Origin of the sequence: Streptomyces sp. NPDC048442 (assembly GCF_040651475.1) — a bacterium.
Classification (GTDB): domain Bacteria; phylum Actinomycetota; class Actinomycetes; order Streptomycetales; family Streptomycetaceae; genus Streptomyces.
Genome location: NZ_JBEZKB010000001.1, coordinates 455,990 through 481,287, shown reverse-complemented (window position 1 = coordinate 481,287; position 25,298 = coordinate 455,990). Strand labels below are relative to the sequence as shown.

The window sequence follows — 25,298 nt, the reverse complement described above, 5'->3', positions numbered from 1 at the left end:
GTCTCACATCCGGAAGACGCCGAAGGCGGGGTCGGCGAGCGGGGCGTTGGCGCAGGCGGTCAGGGCGAGGCCGAGCACCTGGCGGGTTTCGAGGGGGTCGATGACGCCGTCGTCCCAGAGGCGGGCGGACGCGTAGTAGGCGTTGCCCTGCGTCTCGTACTGGGCGCGGATCGGGTCCTTGAAGGACTCCTCCGCCTCCGTCGGCCAGTCCTCGCCGCGACCCTCGATCTGGTCCCGCTTGACCGTGGCCAGTACGGAAGCGGCCTGTTCGCCGCCCATCACGGAGATCTTCGCGTTGGGCCACATCCACAGGAAGCGGGGGGAGTAGGCCCGCCCGCACATCGAGTAGTTGCCCGCGCCGTACGAGCCGCCGACGACCACGGTCAGCTTGGGCACCCGGGTGCAGGCCACGGCGGTGACCATCTTCGCGCCGTGCTTGGCGATGCCGCCGGCCTCGTAGTCGCGGCCGACCATGAAGCCGGAGATGTTCTGCAGGAAGACCAGCGGAATGCCGCGCTGGTCGCACAGCTCGATGAAGTGCGCGCCCTTCTGGGCGGACTCCGAGAACAGGATGCCGTTGTTGGCGACGATGCCGACCGGGTGGCCGTGGATGCGGGCGAAGCCGGTGATCAGCGTCTGCCCGTACTCCGACTTGAACTCCTGGAAGCGGGAGCCGTCGACGACGCGCGCGATCACTTCGCGCACGTCGTAGGGGGTGCGGGAGTCGACGGGGACCGCCCCGTACAGCCCGGCGGGGTCCACCTTCGGCTCGTCGACCGGCGTCACCGACCACGGCAGCGGGCCGCGCCCGGGGAGCGTCGCGACGATGTTCCGTACGATGCGCAGCGCGTGCGCGTCGTCCTCGGCGAGGTGGTCGGTGACCCCGGACGTACGGGAGTGGACCTCGCCGCCGCCCAGCTCCTCGGCGGTGACGACCTCGCCGGTGGCCGCCTTCACGAGGGGCGGACCGCCGAGGAAGATCGTGCCCTGGTTCCGTACGATCACGGCCTCGTCGCTCATCGCGGGTACGTACGCCCCGCCCGCCGTGCACGAGCCGAGGACGGCCGCGATCTGCGGGATCCCGGCGCCGGACATCCGCGCCTGGTTGTAGAAGATCCGCCCGAAGTGCTCGCGGTCCGGGAAGACCTCGTCCTGCATGGGCAGGAAGGCGCCGCCGGAGTCGACGAGGTAGAGGCAGGGGAGACGGTTCTCCAGGGCCACTTCCTGCGCCCTCAGGTGCTTCTTCACCGTCATCGGGTAGTACGTGCCGCCCTTGACGGTGGCGTCGTTGGCGACGATCACGCACTCGCGGCCGCTCACCCGCCCGATCCCGGCGATCACTCCGGCCGCCGGGGCCTGGTCGTCGTACATCCCGTTCGCGGCGAGCGGGGCCAGCTCCAGGAACGGCGAGCCCGCGTCGAGCAGGGTGTCCACCCGGTCCCTGGGCAGCAGCTTGCCGCGCGCGACGTGCCGGGCGCGGGACTTCTCGCCCCCGCCGAGCCGGGCGGTGGCGAGCCGGTCGCGGAGATCGTCCGCGAGCTTCCGGTGGGCGGCCTCATTGGCCTGCCAGGCCGCCGACGACGGATCCGCGGTGCTGTTGAGCACCGGTGCTTGCTGCATTCTGTCGAGCTCCCTTGCCCGCCGGAGGTGCGTGGTGCGCGGGTGCGCGCGAGGTTAGTGACCGTTAACGCATTCCCGAGGTTAACGAGCGCTAACGACTCTGTCCAGGGCTGACTGACGGGTGGGGGAGGGCAGTTGCGCGCAGGGGGTGGCCGCTCCCGCGCCCGGGGGGTGCCGCACCGGCCCGCGAAGATGTCATGGAGGTTAACGACCGCTAACCCGCCGGTCTAGAATGCTGTCATGAGCACCCAAGCCGCCCCCAGCGGTACGCCCCGGGTCGCGGCCCCCACCCGCCGCGAGCAGATCCTCAAGGAAGCCGCGCGCCTCTTCGCCGAGCGCGGCTTCCACGGGGTCGGCGTCGACGAGATAGGCGCGGCGGTCGGTATCAGTGGCCCCGGCCTCTACCGCCACTTCGCGGGCAAGGACGCGATGCTGGCGGAGCTGCTGGTCGGCATCAGTGAGCGGCTGCTCGAAGGCGGCCGGACACGGGTCGAGGCGGCCCCCGACGCCCCGGCGGCACTCCTCGCCACCCTCATCGACGGCCATATCGACTTCGCCCTCGACGACCGCCCCCTGATCACCCTGCACGACCGCGAGCTCGACCGGCTGCGCGACGACGACCGCCGACGGGTGCGTCAACTCCAGCGCCAGTACGTGGAGTTGTGGGTGGCGGCGGTACGAGACCTGCACCCCGACACCCCGGAGTCGGAGGCCCGAGCCGCCGTCCACGCCGTCTTCGGCCTGCTGAACTCGACCCCGCACCTGGGCTCGGGGCTGCCGGGACGGGGGGCTACGGAGGCGTTGCTGCGGAGGTTGGCGCATGGGGCGTTTGGGGCGTTGGGGGAGTAGGGGGGTGTCCGGCTGGGATTGTCCGGCTGGATTGCGCGGGGCCGGGTGGTCGTTGCGTGCCGGTGCAATCTGCCGCAATCACCCGGCGCGGTGCTGTCTGCGTGCTGCATCCTGGTCGCTCGACCAGCAGCCACGGAGGGCATAGTGACTCTCAGGTTCATCGGCACCACATCGCAGATCGGCGACTGCCCGACCCTGTACGAGATCGAGGAGACCGGGGACATTCTTGTTCAAGGGGAGAAGGTCACCGAACCTGAACACCTGGTGAAGCTCCGTGATGTGAAGGATTCGGAGGCATTCGTCACTGTGCCCCGCGCTCTCCTCGTACGCTTCGCTCCCCGCTCCGCAGCGGCACAGATGATCCCATTTGAAGAAGCCGCTCACTTCTTCGAGGACTTCCAGCACACCGCCTGGCGGCTGGAGACGCGCACTGGTTATGCCTCGGACCGGCAGAGTGAGAAGTGGCAGCGCTTCCTCGCGGGCGAGGACGTTGCGAGCAGGCCGGGGCACCCGTGGTACGACAATGTCCAGGCGCAGACGGCTCAGGGCAAGCGCTTCGAGCGCGTACGGCTTCTGGACGAACCTGTGACGCAGGGGCAGTCCTTCCTCCTGGCTTCAGCCCCGGGAAACATCGCCGCAGGCGAGGATATCCGTAACCTCACCCGCGCGGAGGCGCGCCAACTCAGCCTCCCCGACTACGACTTCTGGCTTTTCGACTCCCGCACCGTCGTCCGCTTCGTCTTCGACGACGAGGACGTGACGCTGGGCGTGGTCGTGAGCGAGGACCCGGCCGAGGTCGCCGCCGCGTGCCAAGCACGTGATGCGGCCTGGCACCACGCGCGCCGTATCGCCTAGATCGACCGGCAGGTACGTTCGACCGTGTGAGCACCGACTTCCAGTCAGCCCGGGTCGCCCTCGGCGCGCGATTGCGTGAACTGCGCGCCGAGGCCGGCCTCGACGGCAAGGACGTTGCCGCCCGGCTGGGCTGGCAGCGGTCCAAAGTCTCGCGCCTTGAGAACGGGAAGCAGACTCCCTCTGCGGCAGATCTGACCGCATGGGCCGAGGCGGCTGAGCGCCCGGACTGCGTACCCGAACTACAGGGGCGTTTGGCCGGGTTGGAGACTCGTTACCGGTCCTGGAAACGGCAACTGGCTGAGGGTGCGCGAGCGCGCCAGGAACAAGCCATTGTCGAGACCGAGGCCACTCGTGTGACCAGAGGCCTGGAGGTCGCCTGTGTCCCCGGCCTGTTCCAGACGGCCGATTACGCCCGGCACGTCTTCCGGGCGAGTGCTGCGTTCAGCCGGATCGGCAAGGACCCGGAAGACGCTGTGCGCGCCCGCATCCGGCGTCAGGAGGCCCTCTACCAGCCCGGCCGCAGCTTCCGGTTTCTCATCTGGGAAGGCGCTCTGCATGTGCGTGCCTGCCCGCGGGATGTGCATGCTGCGCAGTTGGACCGGCTCGTCGGCCTGGTGGGGCTGGATACCGTGGAACTGGGGGTGATTCCCCTGCGCGCGGATCTGAACTGCACACCCGCACACGGCTTCTGGATCTACGACCGGCGTCTGGTCATTGTCGAGACGATCAGTAACGAGATGTGGCTCGACGACGATGAATCGATCTCCCTGTACGAGGAAGTCTGGGACCGGTTCGCGGAATCGGCGGTCTACGGCACGGCTGCCCAGCGCCTCATCGGGCGGGTACGGGCATCACTGGATCCCCCGCTCTAGGCAATCCCTCTCAACTATCTTGCAATCGATCGCAATCGCGAGCAATTGCCCCGCATTGGGGCAATCAAGGGCCCTACCTTCCGGGTAGTGGGCACTCCCGCCCACGCCGCCCGCCACCGGCCGGCCGGTGGCCCCGAGAGGAGAATCCCGGTGAACCCCTTCGGCACCGAGCACGTCGACACGTACGAGAAGCGCACCCCGGACAGCGAAGGGTGGCGCGGTGTCCCCTTCCGGCACCCGGCGGACCTGCCGGTCGAGGTGGACGGCGGTAAGCACGACGCCGGCCCGATGCCTCCGGAGGCCCCGCGCGACCCGCAGCCTCAGCCGCAGGGCGGTGGCGGCAAGTAGGGTCGGCCCGAGCGGCGAGAGCACCGGACCCGAGGTGTTCGTACGCGAAGCAGCCCCTGGCCGGGACAGGTCAGGGGCTGCGGTGCTGGTTCGGCCGGGGGCACGGCTGAGACCGCGTCGAATCCGGCGCGCCGGCGGGCCGCACGGCAGGAGCCGCCGGAGGAGAGGAAGGCATCCCCCCGCCCGGCGGGGTGCTGGCGTTACGGCGTCGGGCAGTGCGGAGACGGCACAGTTCAGGCGTGATCTTCACTCGATTACGTACACGCCGGGTCGCTCCGGCCCGCTTGTGCGCCACGCATGGTGCCGGCGCCGCACCGGCCGCGCGGTGACCCGGCAGGCCTGCGCGGTGTCCTTGGTGCGGCCCCTGGGCGGGAACCGGTCGGTCAGCTCCAGCCGCAGCAGTTCCCGCCTCGCCTGCTCGCCGGGCGTCAGCCAGCCCCCTTGCGCATGTCCCTTGATCCCGGCGTACCGCAGGGGTCAAGGAACGTCACTCCTCCTCGGACACCGCCAGGTCCACCTGAGTACAGGCAGGGGAACCCGCAAGGGCGGGCGTGCTCCATACGGGGGATGTGCTCACCCTTTGGACGGAACCCTCCCAGGCGCTTCTGGCCGAGCGGAAGGATCGGATCAGAGACTGGCTCGGTCCGCAGTAGCCACAAGGTGCGGGCCACGCATGCCCCCACGGAAGCCGATGAACAGCCGCAGCGGGACCGAGGGGGATCAGTTGTCCGAGTAACGTGACGTCACCGAGCCAGGGATCGACGCTGCGGGCTTCTCCACGGCGGGTCCCATGTTCGCCGCGTTTCATGGCGAGCTGGTCCCGCACCCGTGGCGCGCCCCTGAGTCCGAGCATGATGCCTACCAGCTGTTCCACCAGCGATCGGTTGCCATGGGCTGGCTCGACGACCAATCGAGTGCCGCAGGAGACGAACGTGCGTCCAAGGCGCCGGGCCTGTGGGCCATGAACAACGCCTTCTGCAGCACCCGCCATGCCGCCGCCGAGCCTTTCGCGTGGTTCCAGGTCGAGTGCAGTGTGCCGGCGAGCGACCGGCCGCTGCCCGTGCAACCGTTCCTGCGCTGCGCCGAGGACACCACCGCGCTCATCGGCACGGCACACCTGTCCGCGGTGCAGATCCTTCTGCCCGTGCAAGGACTCGCCCCCGCCTCGCGCCCGCGCAGTGCACTCGTGCCCTCCATGGAGACCTGCGACTGGTTCGGTGAGCGCGCCCCGCAGTCCCGGACGCCGGTGAGGGTGACCATGAGCAGTGGGCGCACCCCTTCCATCTCCGCCGTCGCGCAGCAACTTGTCAGCCACCTCGTCCGCTTGGAGCAAGCGGTATTTCTCCCGGGCGAATCAGGAAGAGCCGACGAGGACGCAACCCTGCCGTCACCGTTTGCCGACGATTTCTGGAACGGCCCGCCCCTGCACGGCATGACCCTGGACGGTGAACTCGCCGAGTGGTCCTGCGACGCAGTCGGCTGGCTGGCCGCGACGATCGCCGACTCTGCCGCTCAACTCGGTGTGCGTACCCCGCTGCTGCTTACTGTCGTACGGGGGTGAACACGGCGAGTGGCTGCCCTCCGGCCGGGCCGGGTGGCCACCGCCCGGTTCCGGAATCGTGCAGCGGATCCCGCGCCGCCGCAGGTACGCACGGCTCGCATGTGACGAATACGCCTCGTCTCCCCGTGCCGAGATGAGGAGCCACTTCTAGTACACGGCTCAGGCGCCTGCCCGCACGGCCCGTAGGAGGGCGGACAGTGCACGGGTGCCGGTGGTGAGGACGACCTCGGGGGCGTCGCTTTCGCGGAGGTGGAGGGTGTGGGGGTGGGGGTGGTCGGGGGCTGCGGCGATGTTGACGCAATTGCCGCCGCCGCCCTCGCTGAAGGTGGACTTCTGCCAGTCGAGATCAGGCATGGCTCTTTGGTTCTTCCTGTAGGGACCGGAGCAGGGCCGAGAGTGCGCGGGGCGTGGTGGCGAAGTGAACCTCGGGTGCGTCGCTCTCGCGGAGGCGGAGGGTGCGATCGGGAGCGATGGCGAGGTTAATGCAGTTGTCGCCCGCGCCGTCGCTGAACGTGGACTTCTGCCAAAGGAGTTCGGACATGGGCCAATTCTCAGTGGGTGTACAGGACGTGCTGGATGAGCCCCCAGGAGTCGCGGGTCTCGTGCCGGGAGGGAGAGCCGTCCGGGGTTACTTCGGGGAGTGCGCACTTGGCCAGGCCGCCGAAGGTGCTGTCGTAGCGGTTGATCGATTCGGCATCACCCAATCGCAGTGGCTCGGCGGGGTGTTCGAGGACGACCGTTCCTAGTCCCTCTACCCCGGGGTCGAGGATGAGGAACGGTGTACCGAACCAAGCCCGTGCGCCTGCCTCGAAAGGAAGGATCTGGACGGTGGTCCCGGGCCGTTCGGCGGCCTCGATCAGGTGCGTGAGCTGGCCGCGCATGACGTGCGAGCCGCCCACGGCGATGCGCAGTGCCGCTTCGTGGATGATGCCGTGGAAGCTGGTCGCGGAGTCCTCGGCGAGGACGCGTTGGCGTGCGAGCCGGAACCGCACCGACTCCTCGATCTCTTCGGAACCGGCATCGGGCCGCGCGCTGCGGAACAGGGCGCGCATGTACGCCTCGGTCTGCAACAGCCCTGGGATCAGGAGTGTTTCGTGGCTGCGAATGTCCGTGGCCCGGGACTCCAACTCGGCGAGGTCGAGGGCGGACTTTCCCATGAACTTGCGGTAGTCGGACCACCATCCACGGCCATTGCTCTCCGACATGCTCACGAGTGCATCGGCATAGGGCTCAGAACTGACACCGTACTTCTGGAGCAAGGCTCGGAGCCGCTCGGTGGGAATGGCGGTGCGGGCTGCTTCGATGTGGCTGAGGTGTGTCGCCCCCACACCAATGGAGCTACTGGCCTCATTGACCGTGAGTGCTGCGGCTTCCCGCAACTTCCTCAGCTCTGCGCCGACTCGGCGCTGGCGCTCGGTGATGTTCGTACGTAGTGCCACAGCGGCGTCCTCCGTCAGCTTCCGGGACAGTCTGCCGCTGGAGGGGCAGGTGGTCCACCAGATCCAGCGAGTAGGTTGCAGATCTGATGACTACTTCGCTACCTTGAGTATGGCGACGCTCACACAGCGATGTCGGAAGCCTCGCTCATCGACACCTGACACCACCATGCCCGGCTACCGGAAGTGCGCCGCCCGATCCACCACCCGCTCCGGACGGGTGTGTGCCCGTGGGGGCGGTACTGCCACCGGCGGCCGGGACGTCGATCACGCGAAACGCGAACGCAAACTCCCCCCTGCCTGGAGGCATCCCGTGGGCGAATCCGACGTGCCCGAAACCATTGAACTCCCGCAGTCGTACACCCTGTTCACCCCCAGCAACGCCAGCTCCCCCAAAATCTGCCGCGACTTCGTGCGCAGCGCACTGGCGACCCTCGGGCTCGGCGACCTCGCCGAAACCGCCGCCCTCTGCACCTCCGAGCTCGTCACCAACGTCCATCAGCACGCCAAGGGCGACGTACACCTGAGAACCCGGATCGAGTCCACCCACATCCGTATCGCGGTCTACGACGACTGCCCCGGCCTCCCCGCGCCCCGACGCGCGAAGAGTGCCGACGAAGATGGCCGGGGCCTCTTCCTCGTCACCGCGCTCTCCGACGTCTGCGGTGTCTCCCGGGCCACCCACGGCAAGGGTGTGTGGTTCCAGCTGAACCGGGAGTGAGGGCGGCTGTTTGGTATATCGCCACGACAGCGGAGATGGGCGGGGCGATAATGAGAAATATCTGCCCTTGAGCCGTGAGCTCTACAGAGAAATTCTGCGGGCCACCCTCGCGTACAGCACGGCCGAACGCTCCAACGATCGCCCGGCCGGGCGACAGCGGAGAAGCTATGAGTACTGGGAATGCCCCGCAATGGCAACAGCCGTCCGCCCCGCCGCCGAAGCAGCGTAGTTGGTTTGTGCGCCACAAGGTCATGACGGTACTTCTCGCTCTCCTGGCCTTCATTGTGGTCATCGGAATCGCGAGCAGTATCGGCGGTGGCGGGGATCGCGACGTCGGGAAAACCACACCCTCGTCCGACGTACCGGGAAACCAGTCGAAGAAGCCCGAGAAGAAGGACATTCCCGGTCTCGGGGACGCTGTGCGAGACGGAAAGTTCGAGTTCACCGTCACCAGGATCCAGGACGGTGTCCGAAAAATCGGCAGCAGCGACTTCGGTGAGGTCGCACAAGGGCAATTCATTCTTGTTCACCTGAAGGTGGAGAACGTCGGGGCCGAGTCGCAGACGTTCGACGGCAGCGACCAGAAGCTGATCGGACCCGGAGGAAAGGAATACAGTGCGGATACCTCCGCCGGAATTTACCTGAACGACAGTAATTCGTACCTGGAGCGGATCAACCCGGGGAACTCGGTAGCCGGAGTGATCATCTACGACGTGCCCAAGTCGGTGATACCGCAGAGCATCGAGCTGCACGATTCGTTCCTGAGCGGCGGCGTGGTGGTTGACCTTCAGTAGGTGTGCTGGCCTTCAGTAGGTGTGCTGGTCAGCGTTCGGCCGCGTGGGAGCACCCCCGTGTGCAGCCCGGCTGGCTCGTCCCACATCCGGGACGCCCCGCCCCCCGCCCGAGGGGCCCGGCAGAATGGACCCCATGCCGATACTCAGCCGTGGCGCCCTTGTCGACCACCTCGTAAGCACGCACATCGCCGGAGACGTTGCCACTCCCCGCGACAACAACCTTTCCCACTACCGCAAGCTCGCCAACGGCGACCGGCACTACTGGCTCGGTATCGAGCTCGGCGACCGGTGGACCGACGAGCAGGACGTGCTCGCCGTCATGGCCGAGCGGTGCGGGGTCAGTGACGATCCCGGGCACCGGCACGGGCAGGACACCATCGATCCCGAGCTGACCGTCGACGGGCTCGACCGGGCCGCCGCGCGGCTGCGGAAGGCCGCTGCCGACAAGCAGCGGGTGCTCTTCGCGACCGGGCACCCCGGGGCGCTGCTCAATGTGCACGGGGCGACGGCGAGAGCGCTGCGTGACGCGGGTTGTGATGTCGTACGGATTCCGGGCGGGCTGACTGCTGATGAGGGATACGTGGTGCAGTTCGCCGACGTGGCCGTCTTTGAGCGGGGGGCGAGTCTGTGGCACACCCACTCGCCTGCGCCGATGACGGCGATCCTGGACGGGCTGGAGAGGAACGGGGAGCCGCTGCCGGATCTCGTCTTCGCCGACCACGGGTGGGCGGGCTGTGCGGGGCAGCGCGGGATCGATTCCATCGGGTACGCGGACTGCAACGACCCGGCGCTGTTCCTGGGCGAGGCGGAGGGGATCATGGCCGTGACCATTCCGCTGGACGACCACGTCGTCGACCCGTTCTTCTACGAGCCGATGACGGACTACCTGCTGGACGCCGCAGGCCTGCGCTGACCCCTTCTGGGGGTCGGGTCCAGATAGACGCGGGCGATCGCCGGGTAGCGCTCGCACAGCTGCTGCTCGGCCTCCTCGCAGGCCCACTCGATCTCGGCCGCCGACGAGACGTCCCGGAAGTCGATCTTCGCGGCGACCAGGATCTCGGACGGACCCTGGATGAGGGTGGTCAGTTCGATCACGTCCTCGATGTGCGGTACGGAGAGGAGCTCCTCGCGGACCCCCTCGCGCATCTCAGGGGGCAGCGACCGGCCGATCAGCAGCTGGGCGTTGCTGCGGCCCAGGACCCAGGCCACGTACACCAGGAGCAGGCCGATCAGGACGGACGCGAGGCCGTCCCAGACGCCGGACCCGGTGAGATTGCCGAGGAACAGGCCGGCTGCTGCCAGGAGGAGGCCGGCCAGGGCGGCCGAATCCTCCATGACGACGGCCTTGACCGCCGTGTCGGGGGTCATGCGGAAGTAGCGGCCGACGGGGGCGCCGAGCCGGGCGGCCTCCGCCCGGACCTGCTTGATCCCGGTGCGCAGCGAGTAGCCCTCCAGGAGGAAGGCGACGGCCAGGACGAGGTAGGAGACCAGGGGGTCTCCGAGCTCCTCGCCGTGGGTGAGGGTGTGGATTCCGTCGTAGACCGAGAAGACGGCGCCGCCGACGAACGTCGCGACCGAGGCGAGCATCGCCCAGATGTAGCGCTCCGGGCCGTGACCCAGGGGGTGCTTGGCGTCGGCGGGTTTCCCGCTGCGCTTGAGGGCGGTCAGGAGGAGGAGTTCGGTGACGGTGTCGGCCACCGAGTGCGCCGCCTCGGACAGCATCGCGCTGGAGCCGCTGATCGCGCCCGCGACGGCCTTCGCGACGGCGATGCCGAGGTTGGCGACTGCGGCGACGACGACCGTGAAGGTGCTTTCGCCGCCCTTCGTACCGGCCTGTTCACCCTGTTCACCCTTTTCGCTCATGTACGGACCGTATTACGGGGCCGGGTGCGGCGGCGCGTCGGTCAGCGTTACGGGACCGGGTGCGGCGGCGCGTCGGTCAGCGCGGGACGCGCACCACGCCCTCTTGGATGACGGAGATCGCGAGGCGTCCGTCCTGTGTGTAGATGCGGGCCTGGCCCAGGCCCCGGCCGCCCGAGGCCGACGGGGACTCCTGGTCGTAGAGGAGCCACTCGTCCGCGCGGAAGGGCCGGTGGAACCACATCGCGTGGTCGAGCGAGGCCCCGACCACGTCGCCGGTCGCCCAGCCGCCCCGGCCGTGGGCGAGGAGGACGGAGTCCAGGAGCGTCATGTCGGAGACGTATGTGGCGAGGCAGACGTGCAGGAGGTGGTCGTCGGCGAGCTTGCCGGTGGTACGGAACCAGACCTGCGAGCGGGGCTCGCGCACCTCTCCGACCGTGGCGTACGGGGGCGAGTCCACGTAGCGCAGGTCGATCGCGGCGCGGGCTTCGAGGAGCCGGTCGACTGTGCCCGGGTCGACGAAGCGGTCCGCGTAGCGGGGGAGCGTCTCGGCGGCGGTGGGGAGGGATTCCGGCGCGGGGGAGGCCGGCATGGAGGCCTGGTGCTCCATGCCCTCCTCGTACGTCTGGAACGACGCCGAGAGGTGGAAGATCGGGTGGCCGTGCTGGACGGCGACGACCCGGCGCGTGGTGAAGGAACGCCCGTCGCGGATCCGGTCGACGGTGTAGACGATCGGGGCCGACGGGTCGCCCGCGCGCAGGAAGTACGCGTGGAGCGAGTGGGTGAGGCGGTCTTCGGGGACCGTGCGCCCGGCGGCGACCAGGGCCTGTGCGGCCACCTGGCCGCCGAAGACGCGGGGGACGATCGCCGAGCGGCTCACGCCCCGGAAGATGTCCTGCTCGATCCGCTCCAGGTCGAGCAGATCGAGCAGGGACTCAAGTGCGTTGGTCATGGGGGGAGTTGTAGCAGCTGATGCTGCTTAGAGGCCCATGTCCTTGGCGATGATCATCTTCATGACCTCGCTGGTGCCGCCGTAGATGCGGTTCACCCGGTTGTCCGCGTACAGGCGGGCGATCGGGTACTCGTTCATGAAGCCGTAACCACCGTGCAGCTGGAGGCACTTGTCGATCACGCGGTGCGCGACCTCGGTGCAGAACAGCTTCGCGGACGCGGCCTCGGCCGCCGTCAGCTCACCGGCGTCCAGCGCCTCCGTGGCGCGGTCGACGACCGCCTCGGCGGCGTCCACCTCGGCCTGGCAGGCGGCCAGTTCGAACTTGGTGTTCTGGAACGCGGCGACCGGCTTGCCGAAGACCGTGCGGTCCTGGACGTACTGCTTGGTGAAGCGGATCGCGGCCTTCGCCTGGGCGTACGCGCCGAAGGCGATGCCCCAGCGCTCGGAGGCCAGGTTGTGGCCGAGGTAGCCGAAGCCCTTGTTCTCCTCGCCGAGCAGGTCCTCGACCGGCACCTTCACGTCGACGAACGCCAGCTCGGCGGTGTCGGACGTACGCAGGCCCAGCTTGTCCAGCTTGCGGCCGACCGAGTAGCCCTCCAGCTTGGTGTCCACGGCGAAGAGGGAGATGCCGAAGCGGCGGTCGTCCTCGCGCGGCGCGGACGTACGGGCGCAGACGATCACGCGGTCGGCGTGCACGCCGCCCGTGATGAAGGTCTTGGAGCCGTTGAGGACGTAGTGCGTGCCGTCGTCGGAGAGCTTGGCGGTGGTCTTCATGCCCGCGACGTCGGAGCCGGTGCCCGGCTCGGTCATCGCGAGCGCCCACATCTCCTCGCCGGAGACGAACTTCTCCAGGTAGCGCTTCTTCTGCTCGTCGGTGGCGAGCATCTTGATGTACGGGAGACCCAGCAGGACGTGCACGCCGGAGCCGCCGAAGGTCACGCCGGCGCGGGCGGTCTCCTCGGTGAGGACGGCCTCGAACTTGTGCGACTCCAGGCCCGCGCCGCCGAACTCCTCGGGCACGTTGATCCCGAAGACGCCCAGCTCACCGAGCTTGTAGTAGAACTCGCGCGGCGCCTGGCCCGCGGCGAACCACTCGTCGTAGACGGGGACGACCTCGGCCTCGATAAAGGCCCGGAGGGTCTCCCGGAACGCCTCGTGGTCCTCGTTGAATACGGTACGGCGCACGGGAACGCCTCCTTCGGCGAGAGAGTGGAGCCCTGCTGGGCACCCAGACGGCTAAGCGCTTGCTCAGATACTCGGCAAAAGTTACCGGCCGGTTATGAGGGTGTCCAGAGGGGAGTGGTGTTGTAGCGGCCACATGGGTGGGGAGTCGGGTGTCACTCGTGCGAGTGGCGGTACCGTCGAAACCGGGGCCGCGTCCTCGCGGCGTCCGACACCATCTTGTCCATGGGAGCAGCGATGGCCGCAGAGGTAGCACCGACACCGAAGTGGGAGCGGGCGACCCCGGAGAACTGGATGTACCCGCCGGAGTCCGGCTGGACGTACGCCCAGGTCGAAGAGCTTGGTCTGCCGTTCGACTGGGACTTGGTGGATGGGACGATCGTGCCGCGTGGGATGACGAATCAATGGCATGACATGGTGCGTGACGGGATCGGGTTCGCCCTGCGGCAGGGCAGGGTCCAGCCGTACATGGTCAATGTTGAGCGCTGTGTGCTGTTGGGGGAGCGGAACGCGCCCAAGCCCGATGTCATCGTCTACGACCATCGCGGCCTCGATCCGATCACCCTGGGGTGCGTTCCGATCGAAAAGGTTGTTCTCGCTGTCGAGGTCGTTTCCGATGGCTCGCGCACTGACGACCGGTTCCGCAAGCCCGGCATGTACGCGGATGCCGGAGTCGACTACTTCTGGCGGGTCGAGCGTGGTGAGGGCAGCCTGCCGGTGGTGTACGAGTTCTGGCTGCACCACGAGGCAGGTGTTTATGCCCCGAGCCCCGAGACCCCGGTCCACCACGGGAAGCTGACCACCTCGGTGCCGTTCCCCATGGAAATCGACCTCGACTCCCTGCTGCAATTCTGAACCTGGCCGCGGTGCGACCTGTCCGCCGCGTCCAAGTCCTCCACCCGCCTCATCAGATCCGTACATGTGCGGAATCCGTCGTGCTGCCTACGCTCGAACCATGAACACTCCCTCTTCCGAGCCCCGCGGCCCCGTCGACTCGTCCCGCATTCCCCGGTACGCCGGACCGGCGACGTTCGCCAGGCTGCCCCGCCTGGACGAGGTCGGCGGGCGTACGGACGTCGCGGTCGTCGGCGTGCCCTTCGACTCGGGTGTCTCCTACCGGCCCGGCGCGCGCTTCGGCGGCAACGCGATCCGCGAGGCGTCCCGGCTGCTGCGCCCGTACAACCCGGCGCAGGACGCCTCCCCGTTCGCCCTCGCGCAGGTCGCGGACGCCGGTGACATCGCCGCCAACCCGTTCAACATCAACGAGGCCGTCGACACCATCGAGGCCGCTGCGGACGACCTGCTGGGGTCGGGTGCGCGGCTGATGACGCTCGGCGGCGACCACACGATCGCGCTGCCGCTGCTGCGGTCGGTGGCGAAGAAGCACGGTCCTGTCGCGCTGCTGCACTTCGACGCGCACCTGGACACGTGGGACACGTACTTCGGTGCCGAGTACACGCACGGCACGCCGTTCCGCCGGGCCGTCGAGGAGGGCATCCTCGACACCGAGGCGCTGTCCCACGTCGGCACCCGCGGCCCGCTGTACGGCAAGCAGGACCTGACCGACGACGAGAAGATGGGCTTCGGCATCGTGACGTCGGCGGACGTCATGCGGCGGGGCGTGGACGAGGTCGCGGACCAGCTGCGGCAGCGGATCGGCGACCGGCCGCTGTACATCTCCATCGACATCGACGTGCTGGACCCGGCGCACGCGCCGGGCACGGGGACGCCGGAGGCGGGTGGCCTGACCTCGCGCGAGCTCCTTGAGATCATCCGCGGTCTTTCGGCGTGCAACCTGGTCTCGGCGGACGTCGTCGAGGTCGCGCCGGCGTACGACCACGCGGAGATCACTTCGGTGGCGGCGTCGCACACGGCTTACGAGCTGACGACGATCATGTCGCGGCAGATTGCGGCTGCGCGGGGCTGATCCGCTGGGCGCATGGGCGCTGGGCGCTGGGCGGGGTGGGGTGGGGTGGTGCCCGGCTGGGCGGGGTTTTCTGTGTGCGGGTGCGTTGTGGCTGGTCGCGCAGTTCCCCGCGCCCCTAAAAGCCTGCCCCTTACCCCGCTAGCCCCCTAGCCCTCTTGGGCAGCGGGGCCGCCCCCCGGGGGCGGGACGGGTGGGCAAGGGGGCGGCCCCCCACGCGGAGCACGCCCCATGCGCGAAGCTTGGGTGCATGACCCACGATCACGACCTCGTCCTGCGGCCCACCCCCGCTCAGACCGCCGCCGCCCTGGCCCCGCCGCTCGGGCGTACCGGTGGTGACCTGGTCGTGGAGACGTTGCGGGGGCTCGGGGCGACCACCGTCTTCGGGCTCCCGGGGCAGCACGCCCTCGCGCTCTTCGACGCGCTGCGGCGGTCGCAGCTGTCGTACATCGGGCTGCGCGTCGAGAACAACGCCGGGTTCGCCGCGGACGGCTACGGCCGGATCACCGGCGAGGCCGCCCCGCTCTTCCTCTCCACCGGCCCCGGCGCCCTGACCTCCCTCCCCGCCCTCCAGGAGGCCGCTGCCGCCTCCGCCCCCGTCCTGGCGATCTCCAGCCAGGTCCCGGCGGCCGGCCTGGGCGGCGGCCGGCACGGGCATCTCCACGAGCTGCGCGACCAGCAGGCGTCGTTCCGGGACGTGGTGAAGTCCGTGCACCTCGCGCGCACCCCGTCCCAGATCCCGTCCGCGATCGCCGACGCCTGGGAGTCCGCGCTGACCGCCCCGCACGGCCCGGTCTGGGTCGAGATTCCGCAGGACGTGCTGGAGGCGGAGACTCAGATTCCGGTCGTGCTCGCGCCCGACGCCACCCCGCACAACCTCGCCCCGCGCCCCGAACTCACCGCCGTGGCAGCCCACTTGCTGTCGACCGCCACCCGTCCGGTGATCGTCGCGGGCGGCGGAGTCGTACGTTCCGACGCCTCGAAGAAGCTGAAGCAGCTCGCCGAGCGGCTGAACGCCCCCGTCGTCACCACCTTCGGCGGCAAGGGCGCCTTCCCCTGGCACCACCCGCTCTCCCTCCAGTCCTGGCTGGAGGACCGTCACACGACCCAGTTCCTGGAGGAGGCCGATGTCCTTCTTGTCGTCGGTTCCGGGCTCGGCGAGCTGAGCAGCAATTACGGAACGTTCGCACCACGCGGCCGGATGATCCAGATCGACGCCGACCTCGGCAAGCTGGAGTCCAATTACCCGGCGCTGGGCATCCACGCCGATGCCCGGCTGGCGCTCACCGCGCTGCTGGAGACGATCGACGAGGACCGCCCCGACAAGGGCGCGGCGGAAGCGGTACGAGAGGTGCTCGGCCGGGTCCGTGAACGTATCGCCGCCCAGGGGCTGGACGCCGAACAGCAGCTTCTCGCCTCGATCCGCGAGGCCCTGCCCGCCACCGCCCCCAGCTTCTGGGACATGACGATCCTGACCTACTGGGCCTGGTCCGCCTTCGACCCCGCCCGCCCCAACACCATGCACTCCGCCCAGGGCGCCGGAGGGCTGGGATACGCCTTCCCGGCGGCCCTGGGCGCGGCCGTCGCCGACCCGGACACCCCCGTCCTCGCCGTCTCCGGCGACGGCGGCGCGATGTACTCGATCGCCGAGCTGGCCACCGCCCGCCAGCACGACCTCCCGGTGACCTGGCTGATCGTGGATGACGGTGGCTACGGAATCCTGCGCGAGTACGCGGACGGGACGTACGAGGAGCCGATCGGCACGGAGCTGACCCGCCCCGACTTCACCGCCCTCGCCGAATCCTTCGGCGTGCCCGGGGTCCGTACGACACCGGAGACGCTGGCCGCCGACCTGGCCGCGGCACTCAAGACACCCGGCCCGTCCGTGGTCGTGCTCCCGGCCCGCCCGCGCATGTTCGCGCCCAGTCACCTCAGCGAGGGCTGAGACCGAGGGCTGAGACCGAGGGCCGGGGCCGAGGGCCGGGGTCGAGGGCCGGGACTCCGGGGCCTGTTACCGAACACGTACACATAACCCGTACAACTTTTCCCCCTCCTTTGAGTCATCTGATGCGGAAGTGCCTTGAGAGCACTTCCGCATCACTGATTTCAGGGGACAGGGACTCGGGGCATGACCATACGTACCAACCGAATACAGGGCATATCGAGAGGCCTCACCGCCGTCGCACTCGCCACCGGAGTTCTCCTCCCGGTGGCCGCCGCAGGACCCGCCACCGCCGCCGCGCCCGCGGTGACGTGCAGTTCGAACAAGGCCGGGCTCGCGAAGAAGCTCCAGGGGGACATCACCGCCGCCCTGCGCGGGCGGCCCGGCACCGTCGCCGTCGCCGTGTACGAGCACTCCAGCCGGACGTACTGCTCACTGCGTGGCTGGAACAGCTTCGACTCCGCCAGCATCGTCAAGGTCACCGTCCTGGCGACGCTGATGTGGGACGCGCAGAAGACCAACCGGACCGTCTCCGCCCGTGAGCGCGGCCTCGTCGACGCCATGATCACCAAGTCGGACAACGACGCGACGACCGCGCTGTGGAAGCAGCTCGGGGTCGGGAAGATCAACGCGTTCCTGAAGGCCGCCGGGATGGCCGCGACCAAGCCGGGCGCGGGCGGCTACTGGGGGCTCACCCAGGTCAACGCCGCCGAGCAGAGCAAGCTCCTCGGGCTGATCACCCTACACAACAACGTCCTCACGGACGGCTCGCGCGCCTACATCCTCGACCGGATGGCCCACGTCGTGCCCGCGCAGCGCTGGGGCACCCCGGCCGGAGCCCCCGGCAAGGCCCGCGTACAGGTCAAGAACGGGTGGCTGCCGCGTGCCTCGCAGGGGTGGCGGGTGCACTCGCTGGGCGCCTTCACCGGCCTCGGACACGACTACACGATCACCGTGCTCAGCCACGGCAACAAGACGATGCAGCAGGGCGTGGACACGGTGCAGGCCGTGTCGCGGGCCGTGCACCGCGACCTCAACCCGGCCACGGACGGCAAGGCGCGCACCTTCGAGGCACCCGTGCCCACCGTCGTCCCGCCCGCCGCCCCGCAGGAAGTGATTCCGCCGATGCCGCGCTGATCCGATGCCGCGCTGAAGCGACGGCGCGCTGATCCGACGGCGCGCTGATCCGATGCCGCGCTGATCCGACGGCGCGCCGAGCGCCCTGTTCGCGCCCCCCTTCACCCCGGTGAACCTCGCGCGCAACATTGCGGCGGGATGAAATCCGCAGCTCGCGGCGTTGGTGCCTTCCGGTGGAACATGGATCGACCGGGAGGCACCACGTGGCAGGGCAAGAGCAGCAAGTCGTACGAGAACCGGGCTGGGCGCGCCGGCTGACCGGCTACGCCTGGCGGTACCGCACCAATGTCCTGCTCGCCCTCGGCTCCTCCCTCGGCGGCATGGCCGTCATGGCCCTCGTACCGCTGATCACGAAGATCGTCATCGATGACGTGATCGGGGCGGGGACGCGGTCACTGGCCGTGTGGACGGGGCTGCTGATAGCCGCGGCCGTCGTCGTCTACGGCCTCACCTACATCCGCCGCTACTACGGCGGCAAGCTCGCCCTCGACGTCCAGCACGACCTTCGTACGGAGATGTACGGGACGATCACGAAGCTCGACGGGCGGCGGCAGGACGAGCTGTCCACCGGGCAGGTCGTCGGTCGCGCCACCAGCGACCTCCAGCTGATCCAGAGCCTGCTGTTCATGCTCCCGATGACCATCGGGAACGTGCTCCTCTTCCTCATCTCGCTCGTGATCATGGCGTGGCTCTCCCCGGTCCTCACGCTGGTCGCGCTCGCCGTCGCCCCCGCCCTGTGGTTCATCGCCCGGCTCAGCAAGAAGAGGCTGTTCCCGGCCACCTGGTACGCGCAGGGACAGGCCGCGGCGGTCGCGGGCGTCGTCGACGGCGCCGTGTCCGGTGTGCGGGTGGTGAAGGGGTTCGGGCAGGAGGAGCAGGAGACCGGGAAGCTGCGGGAGGTGTCGCGGCGGCTGTTCGCGGGCCGGCTGCGGACCGTGAAGCTCAATTCGCGTTACACGCCCGCCCTGCAGGCCGTACCCGCCCTCGGGCAGGTCGCCATGCTGGCCATCGGCGGGTGGCTGGCGACGCGCGGACAGATCACCCTCGGTACGTTCGTCGCCTTCTCCACCTACCTCGCGCAGCTCGTCGGCCCGGTGCGGATGCTCGCGATGGTGCTGACCGTCGGGCAGCAGGCCCGCGCGGGTGTGGAGCGGGTGCTTGAGCTGATCGACACCGAGCCGTCGATCGAGGACGGGACCAAGGAGCTTCCGGCAGATGCTCCGGCGACCGTCGAGTTCGACGACGTGAGCTTCGCCTACGAGGAGGACCGGCCGGTCCTCGACGGGTTCTCGCTGGAGTTGCGCGAGGGCGAGACCGTCGCCGTCGTCGGGTCTTCGGGGAGCGGGAAGTCGACCGTCTCGCTGCTGCTGCCGCGTTTTTACGACGTGTCGCGCGGGGCCGTGCTGGTCGGCGGGCACGACGTGCGGGAGCTGACGCTCGCCTCGCTGCGGGCCGCGATCGGGCTGGTGCCCGAAGACAGCTTCCTCTTCTCCGACACCGTCCGCGCCAACCTCGCGTACGGCGTCCCGGACGCCACCGACGAGCAGATACGCACCGCCGCCCGCGCCGCCCAGGCCGACCGCTTCATCGAAGAACTGCCGCACGGCTACGACACCAAGGTCGGCGAGCAGGGGCTGACGCTGTCGGGCGGGCAGCGCCAGCGGCTTTCGCTGGCCCGCGCCATCCTCACCGACCCCCGGCTGCTGCTCCTGGACGACGCCACGTCGGCCGTGGACGCCCGGGTCGAGCACGAGATCCACGAGGCGCTGAAGAGCGTCATGGCGGGGCGTACGACGCTGCTCATCGCGCACCGCCGCTCCACCCTCAACCTCGCCGACCGCATCGCCGTCCTCGACGGCGGACGCCTCGCCGACATCGGTACGCACGCGGAGCTGGAGCGGCGCTCCGCCCTCTACCGCCGCCTGCTCACCGACCCCGACGAACTGGGCGGCGTATCGCCCGGACACACGCCCGTGCAGGCGCCCGTCGAGGACGACCGGTCCGTACAGGCCGAACTGGCCGCCGAGTTCGACGCCGAGCGCGGGATCACCCCCGACCTGTGGATACGGGACGAGACCGACCCTGCCAGGGCGGCGGCCGACCAGGCGCCGGGGATGCCCGCGACGCCCGAGCTGCTGGCCCAGGTCGAGGCGCTGCCGCCCGCCGACGGCGTACCGGACATCGACGAGGCGCGGGCCGTCGCCCCCGAGGACTCGTACGGACTGCGCAGGCTGCTGCGCGGTTTCGCTCTCCCGCTGCTCGTCAGCCTGGGCCTGGTCGCCGTCGACGCGGGGATGGGGCTGCTGCTGCCGGTGCTGATCCGGCACGGCATCGACGAAGGCGTCACCCAGCTCGCGCTCGGCGCGGTGTGGACGGCGGCGGGACTCGCGCTGCTCGCCGTGCTCGTGCAGTGGGGTGCGCAGATCAGCGAGGCCCGGATGACGGGCCGGACCGGCGAGCGGGTGCTGTACTCCCTCCGTCTGAAGATCTTCGCGCAGCTCCAGCGGCTCGGACTCGACTACTACGAGCGGGAGTTGACCGGGCGCATCATGACCCGGATGACGACCGACGTGGACGCGCTGTCGACGTTCCTCCAGACCGGTCTGGTGACCGCGTTCGTCTCCGTCGTGACCTTCCTCGGTGTGATGGTGGCGCTCGTCGTCATCGACGTGGAGCTGGCGCTGGTCGTCTTCGCGACGCTGCCGCTGCTGGTCTTCGGCACGTACTTCTTCCGCAAGAAGAGCGTCCAGGCGTACGAGCTGGCGCGCGACCGGGTCGGCGCCGTCAACGCCGACCTCCAGGAGTCCGTGGCCGGACTGCGCATCGTGCAGGCCTTCGGACGGGAGAAGGCGGGGCGGGAGAGGTTCGACGCGAACAGCCGCAGCTACCGGCAGGCGCGGGTGCGCGGCCAGTGGCTGATCTCGGTCTACTTCCCGTTCGTCCAGCTGCTTGCGTCGGTGGCGGCCGCCGCAGTGATGATCGTCGGCGCCGGGCGGATCGAGGCCGGCACGCTGACGGCGGGCGCGCTCGTCGCGTACCTGCTCTACATCGACCTGTTCTTCGCCCCGGTCCAGCAGCTCTCGCAGGTCTTCGACGGGTACCAGCAGGCGACCGTCTCGCTGCGCCGCATCCAGGAACTGCTGCGCGAGCCGACCTCCACGGTCGGCGCGGACTCCCCGAAGGACGTGCTGTCGCTGCGCGGCGAGATCGCCTTCGAGGACGTGTCCTTCCAGTACGGGGCCGACGAAGAGGCCCTGTCCGAGGTCTCGCTGCACATACCCGCAGGTCAGACGGTTGCTTTTGTGGGTGAGACCGGAGCGGGCAAGTCGACCCTCGTCAAGCTGGTCGCCCGCTTCTACGACCCGACGAGCGGCCGGGTCACCGCCGACGGCAGCGATCTGCGCGACCTCGACATGACCGCGTACCGGCACCGCCTCGGCGTCGTGCCGCAGGAGGCGTACCTCTTCGCGGGGACGGTCCGGGACGCGATCGCGTACGGGCGGCCGGACGCCACGGACGCCACCGTCGAGGCGGCGGCCCGCGCGGTCGGCGCCCACGACATGATCGCCACCCTCGACGGCGGCTATCTGCACGCGGTCGCCGAGCGCGGCCGCAACCTCTCCGCAGGCCAGCGCCAGCTCATCGCGCTCGCACGGGCCGAACTGGTCGAACCGGACGTTCTGTTGCTCGACGAGGCGACCGCCGCCCTCGACCTGGCCACCGAGGCCCAGGTCAACCAGGCCACCGACCGGCTCACCGGCCGCCGTACGACCCTGGTCGTCGCCCACCGGCTGACCACCGCCGCCCGCGCCGACCGGGTCGTGGTCATGGACCACGGGCGGGTCGTCGAGGACGGCACCCACGACGAACTGCTCGCGCTGGACGGCACGTACGCACGGCTGTGGCGCACCTTCGTGGGGGAGGACGAACCGGCGGCCGTCTGAGGGCTCGTTGCCCCGTGCCCTTCCGTGCTGTTCTTTGCCCTTCCGTGCACTGTGCAACCGCCACATGGCCATTGAGCGTCGTACGCGCATACGATCCCGTGATGAACGGGGCGAGTGTGTTCGATGGGGTGGGGCAGCCATGCGTCCGATGGGACAGATGAGACGACGGGCGATCGGTGCGGTCGCGGTGGCGATGACGGCCGGACTGCTGACCCTCGGCGGTCCTGCCGTCGGGTCCGCAGACGCGGCGGCGGCCGCCTGCGCGGGGGTACGGGTCAAGACGTACGGCTTCGCGACCGGCGAGGTCCGCGTCTACAAGAGCCGCCAGTACGTGTGCGCCCAGACGGTCGCCAAGCGGGCGGGCGTACGGCAGAAGATGCGGGTGAGCATCCAGGCGCGCGGGAGCAGGGCGGCCGTCGACTCGGGGACGTACACGCGGCACGCGGGGCCGGTGACGGTGTTCGCGCTCCACCGGTGCGTGCGGGTGGAGGGCTCGGTGGGCGGGAAGAGCACGGCCTCCGGCTGGATCCTCTGCTGACCGGCTTCTTTCCTGACCGGCTTCTCTCCTGACCGGCTTCTCTGCATCCTCCTCCATTCCTCTACAGACAAGGGGGATTGAGGATCATTAGGTTGACCTCTGTTGTCCGTGTGCCGACAGGGGAGTGGCGAATGCGCAAGACGTTCAGGGGAGTTCTCGCGGGAGCGGTGCTCATGGGCACCGTCGGTGCGACCGGCGGGGCGGCGGGGACGGCGGTGGCCGCCGAGCAGATACCTGCGATACCGGGGACAGCCGCGATATCGGGGACATCCGCGGGCGATGCCGCCGCCGCAGATATCAAGGACCGCATCCTCGCCATCAAGGGCATGACCCTGATCGAGGAGAAGCCGTACGCCGGCTACCGCTACTTCGTCCTCAACTACACCCAGCCGATCGACCACCGCCACCCCGAGCGCGGCACCTTCCAGCAGCGTCTGAGCCTGCTGCACAAGGACGTGAGCCGTCCGACCGTCTTCTACACCAGCGGCTACGGCCTCTCCACGAACCCCGGCCGCGCCGAGCCGACCGCGCTCGTCGACGGCAACCAGGTCTCCATGGAGTACCGGTACTTCACCCCGTCCAGGCCCGCGCCCGCCGACTGGTCCAAGCTGGACATCAAGCAGGCCGCCGACGACCAGCACCGCGTCTTCACCGCCCTGAAGTCCATCTACTCGAAGAAGTGGCTCGCGACCGGCGGCTCGAAGGGCGGCATGACCGCCACGTACTACGAGCGCTTCCACCCGCGGGACATGGACGGCGTCGTCGGGTACGTCGCCCCCAACGACGTCCGCAACGACGAGGACTCGGCGTACGACCGGTTCTTCAGCACGGTCTCCACCAAGGAGTGCCGCGACCGCCTCAACAACCTTCAGCGCGAGGCCCTGGTCCGCCGCACCCCGCTGCTCGCCAGGGCGAAGGCGCAGGCCGAGAAGAACGGCTCCACCTTCAAGACCATCGGCAGTGTCGAGAAGGGCTTCGAGAACACCGTCCTCGACTTCGTCTGGGGCTTCTGGCAGTACAGCTCGGAGAAGGAGTGCGGTGACGTCCCCGTGGCGAAGACCGCCACCGACGACGAGATCTTCCACTACCTCGACGCGAAGTCCGGCTTCGGCTCCGCCAGCGACCAGGACCTGGCCGGCTACACCCCGTACTACTTCCAGGCGGGCACCCAGCTCGGCGCACCCCAGTACAAGTACCCGCACCTCAAGGGCCTGATGAAGTGGGGCCCCGAGTACTTCCAGTCGCGGGTGTACGTGCCCCGCGACATCCCCATGAAGTGGGACGGCGGCAGCGCGATGCGCGACGTCGACCGGTGGGTGCGGAGCAACGCCCGCCAGATGATGTACGTGTACGGGCAGAACGACCCGTGGGGCTCCGAGCGCTTCGCCCCCGCGGCCGGAGCACGCAACGACAACCACGTGTACACCGTGCCGGGCGCCAACCACGGCGCGCGCATCTCCGGACTCCCCGCCAGCCAGCAGGCGGCGGCCGTCGCCCAGGTCCTGAAGTGGGCGGGCGTGGCCTCCACCGCCGTCCAGTCGGACCCGGCGAAGGCGAAGCGGCTGACGGCGTACGACGCGAAGCTGGACAAGGCCGAGGTGAACGGGGAGCTGGAGCTGCGTCCGTAACTCCTTTATGGGGTGCGCCTGTGGTCACGCGGGCTTGTGGGGTGCGCCTGTTGCCATGCGGGCTTGTGGGGTGCGCCTGTGGTCACACGGGCTGGGCGCACCCCACCGGCCGTCCGCCGTCCAGCTGTACGTACAGCCGGGTGGCGGACGGGCACTGGGTCCTTCCGGTGACCGCCCGCACCACCTTGAACTCCGGGTCGCGGTCGCCCGATCCGTCGCACGGGGTCTCCTTCACCTGGCCGCCGCCCGCCCCGTACACACAGTCCCCGACGACCGTGTGCGGGCCGCCGCCACCGCCCGCGTCGCCGGGGTGCGGGGCGGTGAGGTTGCGCATGCAGGCGTAGCCGCGCGGGACGGCGCCGTCGCCGTTCTCCTCGCTCTTCGGCCGGGACTGCGAGATGTGCAGGACGAAGTCGGTGGTGGCAGGGCAGGAAGGGCCGTTCGCCGCCTGCCCGTTGTAGCGGGCGGTGACGCGGGCGGCGGCGCGCTCGCTGGAGCAGGAGACCTCGCGCGGGGCCTTCCCGTACGAACTGCACTCGTTGACGCCGAGGAAGACCGCGCCGTAGCCGGACGGAGTGACCGGCAGGCTGTCGGCCGTCCTCCCGGGATCCTCGCCGCCTGTGAAACCGGCCTGGCAGCCCACCACGCTCAGGAACAGCAGCCCGGCCGCTGCTCCGGCCCCCGCCCGTGCCGCGCCGATCCGTGCCGCGCCGATCCGTGCCGATGTCGCAATGGTCCACAATGTCCTGCGCATGCAGCATCCCCCGATACCTCTGCACTTCGACGCTTGTGCGGTTCTGCCCAGAGTGACCCGATGAGACGGGCGCACGCCAGGCTCACGGAGGCACTTCCGTCATACGGAGACAGGTGTCGGACCGGGGTTCGATCCCACCCGTCACTTCCGCCTGTTCCCGCACCAATTCCTGGGAACTTCGAAGGAACCGCGAAAACCCGGGAACCCAGCCGGACCCCGCCCCGTCCAATCGCCGTACTGCTGGTGAGTCTCCGCAGAGCGGTGTCGGCCTTCGCTGCTGGCTGCGTCCGCTGACTCCCCTCTCCAGCCGCCTGCGGCCAGCAGCACGCCCCGCCACCGGTGCGCCCCCCTCCGAATGCGCCGGTGGCGGGCACCCCCGCC

23 protein-coding genes and 1 pseudogene are annotated in these 25,298 nt (G+C 69.4%); 15 read left to right on the top strand and 9 right to left on the bottom strand.

Features of this window, described 5'->3' with window-relative positions:
- Positions 1-3: 3 nt before the first annotated feature.
- Positions 4-1,620 (bottom strand): carboxyl transferase domain-containing protein, encoded by a 1,617-nt coding sequence (locus tag AB0D18_RS02150; RefSeq protein ID WP_362411233.1) that lies wholly within the window; start codon positions 1,618-1,620, stop codon positions 4-6.
- A gap of 240 nt (positions 1,621-1,860) precedes the next feature.
- Here AB0D18_RS02150 and AB0D18_RS02145 point away from each other — a divergent pair, with 240 nt between their 5' ends.
- The 5 genes from AB0D18_RS02145 to AB0D18_RS02125 all read left to right on the top strand — a co-directional run bounded on the left by AB0D18_RS02145 (position 1,861) and on the right by AB0D18_RS02125 (position 6,105).
- Positions 1,861-2,469, top strand: a complete 609-nt coding sequence (locus AB0D18_RS02145) for a helix-turn-helix domain-containing protein (RefSeq protein WP_362411230.1) — start codon at positions 1,861-1,863, stop codon at positions 2,467-2,469.
- A gap of 144 nt (positions 2,470-2,613) precedes the next feature.
- Positions 2,614-3,324 (top strand): DUF6879 family protein, encoded by a 711-nt coding sequence (locus AB0D18_RS02140; RefSeq protein WP_362411227.1) that lies wholly within the window; start codon positions 2,614-2,616, stop codon positions 3,322-3,324.
- 26 nt (positions 3,325-3,350) lie between these two features.
- A complete protein-coding gene (locus AB0D18_RS02135) occupies positions 3,351-4,196 on the top strand; it encodes a helix-turn-helix transcriptional regulator (RefSeq protein WP_362411224.1) in 846 nt (281 codons plus the stop codon).
- 150 nt (positions 4,197-4,346) lie between these two features.
- Positions 4,347-4,544: a hypothetical protein gene (locus AB0D18_RS02130; protein WP_362411221.1), complete on the top strand. Its 198-nt coding sequence runs from the start codon at positions 4,347-4,349 to the stop codon at positions 4,542-4,544.
- 790 nt (positions 4,545-5,334) lie between these two features.
- Positions 5,335-6,105, top strand: a complete 771-nt coding sequence (locus tag AB0D18_RS02125; protein ID WP_362411218.1) for a hypothetical protein — start codon at positions 5,335-5,337, stop codon at positions 6,103-6,105.
- A gap of 159 nt (positions 6,106-6,264) precedes the next feature.
- On the opposite strand, the gene AB0D18_RS02120 is transcribed toward AB0D18_RS02125, so the two are convergent.
- The 4 genes and pseudogenes from AB0D18_RS02120 to AB0D18_RS02105 all read right to left on the bottom strand — a co-directional run.
- Positions 6,265-6,459, bottom strand: coding sequence for a DUF397 domain-containing protein (locus AB0D18_RS02120; protein WP_362411215.1), 195 nt, complete (start codon positions 6,457-6,459; stop codon positions 6,265-6,267).
- Positions 6,452-6,646: a DUF397 domain-containing protein gene (locus AB0D18_RS02115; protein WP_362411212.1), complete on the bottom strand. Its 195-nt coding sequence runs from the start codon at positions 6,644-6,646 to the stop codon at positions 6,452-6,454. The genes AB0D18_RS02120 and AB0D18_RS02115 overlap by 8 nt, the downstream gene beginning before the upstream one ends.
- Before the next feature lie 10 nt (positions 6,647-6,656).
- Positions 6,657-7,310, bottom strand: a complete 654-nt coding sequence (locus AB0D18_RS02110; RefSeq protein WP_362412124.1) for a DUF5753 domain-containing protein — start codon at positions 7,308-7,310, stop codon at positions 6,657-6,659.
- 36 nt (positions 7,311-7,346) lie between these two features.
- Positions 7,347-7,544 (bottom strand): annotated as a pseudogene (locus tag AB0D18_RS02105) (helix-turn-helix transcriptional regulator); the annotation flags it as partial.
- A 310-nt stretch (positions 7,545-7,854) separates the two neighbouring features.
- Between AB0D18_RS02105 and AB0D18_RS02100 the strand changes: the two are divergent.
- From AB0D18_RS02100 to AB0D18_RS02090, 3 genes are all read left to right on the top strand, one after another.
- A complete protein-coding gene (locus AB0D18_RS02100) occupies positions 7,855-8,262 on the top strand; it encodes an ATP-binding protein (RefSeq protein ID WP_362411210.1) in 408 nt (135 codons plus the stop codon).
- A gap of 167 nt (positions 8,263-8,429) precedes the next feature.
- Complete coding sequence (locus tag AB0D18_RS02095) at positions 8,430-9,056, top strand: DUF4352 domain-containing protein (RefSeq protein WP_362411207.1); 627 nt, start codon at positions 8,430-8,432, stop codon at positions 9,054-9,056.
- Positions 9,057-9,189: 133 nt separating this feature from the next.
- Positions 9,190-9,969 (top strand): phosphatase, encoded by a 780-nt coding sequence (locus AB0D18_RS02090; RefSeq protein WP_362411204.1) that lies wholly within the window; start codon positions 9,190-9,192, stop codon positions 9,967-9,969.
- Here AB0D18_RS02090 and AB0D18_RS02085 read toward each other — a convergent pair.
- The 3 genes from AB0D18_RS02085 to AB0D18_RS02075 form a co-directional block, all read right to left on the bottom strand.
- The gene (locus AB0D18_RS02085; protein WP_362411201.1) at positions 9,939-10,919 is read right to left on the bottom strand and encodes a cation diffusion facilitator family transporter; all 981 of its coding nucleotides are present in this window, start codon (positions 10,917-10,919) and stop codon (positions 9,939-9,941) included. The two genes, AB0D18_RS02090 and AB0D18_RS02085, sit on opposite strands and share 31 nt — an antisense overlap.
- A gap of 76 nt (positions 10,920-10,995) precedes the next feature.
- Positions 10,996-11,868, bottom strand: a complete 873-nt coding sequence (tesB, locus tag AB0D18_RS02080) for an acyl-CoA thioesterase II (protein WP_362411198.1) — start codon at positions 11,866-11,868, stop codon at positions 10,996-10,998.
- Positions 11,869-11,895: 27 nt separating this feature from the next.
- A complete protein-coding gene (locus tag AB0D18_RS02075; protein ID WP_362411195.1) occupies positions 11,896-13,053 on the bottom strand; it encodes an acyl-CoA dehydrogenase family protein in 1,158 nt (385 codons plus the stop codon).
- Between the two features lie 222 nt (positions 13,054-13,275).
- Between AB0D18_RS02075 and AB0D18_RS02070 the strand changes: the two genes are divergently transcribed.
- The 7 genes from AB0D18_RS02070 to AB0D18_RS02040 all read left to right on the top strand — a co-directional run bounded on the left by AB0D18_RS02070 (position 13,276) and on the right by AB0D18_RS02040 (position 24,163).
- Positions 13,276-13,905, top strand: coding sequence for a Uma2 family endonuclease (locus AB0D18_RS02070; RefSeq protein WP_362411192.1), 630 nt, complete (start codon positions 13,276-13,278; stop codon positions 13,903-13,905).
- A 100-nt stretch (positions 13,906-14,005) separates the two neighbouring features.
- A complete protein-coding gene (gene speB / locus AB0D18_RS02065; RefSeq protein WP_362411189.1) occupies positions 14,006-14,977 on the top strand; it encodes an agmatinase in 972 nt (323 codons plus the stop codon).
- Positions 14,978-15,224: 247 nt separating this feature from the next.
- The gene (locus tag AB0D18_RS02060; RefSeq protein ID WP_362411186.1) at positions 15,225-16,919 is read left to right on the top strand and encodes a thiamine pyrophosphate-binding protein; all 1,695 of its coding nucleotides are present in this window, start codon (positions 15,225-15,227) and stop codon (positions 16,917-16,919) included.
- A gap of 183 nt (positions 16,920-17,102) precedes the next feature.
- Positions 17,103-18,053, top strand: a complete 951-nt coding sequence (locus AB0D18_RS02055; protein ID WP_362411183.1) for a serine hydrolase — start codon at positions 17,103-17,105, stop codon at positions 18,051-18,053.
- A 203-nt stretch (positions 18,054-18,256) separates the two neighbouring features.
- Positions 18,257-21,997 (top strand): ABC transporter ATP-binding protein, encoded by a 3,741-nt coding sequence (locus AB0D18_RS02050; RefSeq protein WP_362411180.1) that lies wholly within the window; start codon positions 18,257-18,259, stop codon positions 21,995-21,997.
- A 157-nt stretch (positions 21,998-22,154) separates the two neighbouring features.
- Positions 22,155-22,535 carry a hypothetical protein gene (locus AB0D18_RS02045; RefSeq protein ID WP_362411177.1) on the top strand — a complete coding sequence of 127 codons (381 nt, stop codon included), beginning with the start codon at positions 22,155-22,157 and terminating at the stop codon, positions 22,533-22,535.
- Between the two features lie 131 nt (positions 22,536-22,666).
- A complete protein-coding gene (locus tag AB0D18_RS02040; RefSeq protein WP_362411174.1) occupies positions 22,667-24,163 on the top strand; it encodes a S28 family serine protease in 1,497 nt (498 codons plus the stop codon).
- 82 nt (positions 24,164-24,245) lie between these two features.
- Here AB0D18_RS02040 and AB0D18_RS02035 read toward each other — a convergent pair whose 3' ends face one another.
- Positions 24,246-24,917 carry a hypothetical protein gene (locus AB0D18_RS02035; RefSeq protein WP_362411171.1) on the bottom strand — a complete coding sequence of 224 codons (672 nt, stop codon included), beginning with the start codon at positions 24,915-24,917 and terminating at the stop codon, positions 24,246-24,248.
- Between the last annotated feature and the right edge of the window lie 381 nt (positions 24,918-25,298).

What these genes read in the sequence shown, in the direction of transcription:
- AB0D18_RS02150 (WP_362411233.1), bottom strand. Translation starts at nt 1,620, where the DNA reads ATGCAGCAAGCACCGGTGCTCAACAGCACCGCGGATCCGTCGTCGGCG.
- AB0D18_RS02045 (WP_362411177.1), top strand. Translation starts at nt 22,155, where the DNA reads ATGAGACGACGGGCGATCGGTGCGGTCGCGGTGGCGATGACGGCCGGA.
- AB0D18_RS02120 (WP_362411215.1), bottom strand. Translation starts at nt 6,459, where the DNA reads ATGCCTGATCTCGACTGGCAGAAGTCCACCTTCAGCGAGGGCGGCGGC.
- AB0D18_RS02145 (WP_362411230.1), top strand. Translation starts at nt 1,861, where the DNA reads ATGAGCACCCAAGCCGCCCCCAGCGGTACGCCCCGGGTCGCGGCCCCC.
- AB0D18_RS02060 (WP_362411186.1), top strand. Translation starts at nt 15,225, where the DNA reads ATGACCCACGATCACGACCTCGTCCTGCGGCCCACCCCCGCTCAGACC.
- tesB (WP_362411198.1), bottom strand. Translation starts at nt 11,868, where the DNA reads ATGACCAACGCACTTGAGTCCCTGCTCGATCTGCTCGACCTGGAGCGG.
- AB0D18_RS02095 (WP_362411207.1), top strand. Translation starts at nt 8,430, where the DNA reads ATGAGTACTGGGAATGCCCCGCAATGGCAACAGCCGTCCGCCCCGCCG.
- AB0D18_RS02085 (WP_362411201.1), bottom strand. Translation starts at nt 10,919, where the DNA reads ATGAGCGAAAAGGGTGAACAGGGTGAACAGGCCGGTACGAAGGGCGGC.
- AB0D18_RS02070 (WP_362411192.1), top strand. Translation starts at nt 13,276, where the DNA reads ATGGGAGCAGCGATGGCCGCAGAGGTAGCACCGACACCGAAGTGGGAG.
- AB0D18_RS02055 (WP_362411183.1), top strand. Translation starts at nt 17,103, where the DNA reads ATGACCATACGTACCAACCGAATACAGGGCATATCGAGAGGCCTCACC.
- AB0D18_RS02090 (WP_362411204.1), top strand. Translation starts at nt 9,190, where the DNA reads ATGCCGATACTCAGCCGTGGCGCCCTTGTCGACCACCTCGTAAGCACG.
- AB0D18_RS02110 (WP_362412124.1), bottom strand. Translation starts at nt 7,310, where the DNA reads ATGTCGGAGAGCAATGGCCGTGGATGGTGGTCCGACTACCGCAAGTTC.
- AB0D18_RS02125 (WP_362411218.1), top strand. Translation starts at nt 5,335, where the DNA reads ATGTTCGCCGCGTTTCATGGCGAGCTGGTCCCGCACCCGTGGCGCGCC.
- AB0D18_RS02115 (WP_362411212.1), bottom strand. Translation starts at nt 6,646, where the DNA reads ATGTCCGAACTCCTTTGGCAGAAGTCCACGTTCAGCGACGGCGCGGGC.
- AB0D18_RS02035 (WP_362411171.1), bottom strand. Translation starts at nt 24,917, where the DNA reads ATGCGCAGGACATTGTGGACCATTGCGACATCGGCACGGATCGGCGCG.
- AB0D18_RS02040 (WP_362411174.1), top strand. Translation starts at nt 22,667, where the DNA reads ATGCGCAAGACGTTCAGGGGAGTTCTCGCGGGAGCGGTGCTCATGGGC.
- speB (WP_362411189.1), top strand. Translation starts at nt 14,006, where the DNA reads ATGAACACTCCCTCTTCCGAGCCCCGCGGCCCCGTCGACTCGTCCCGC.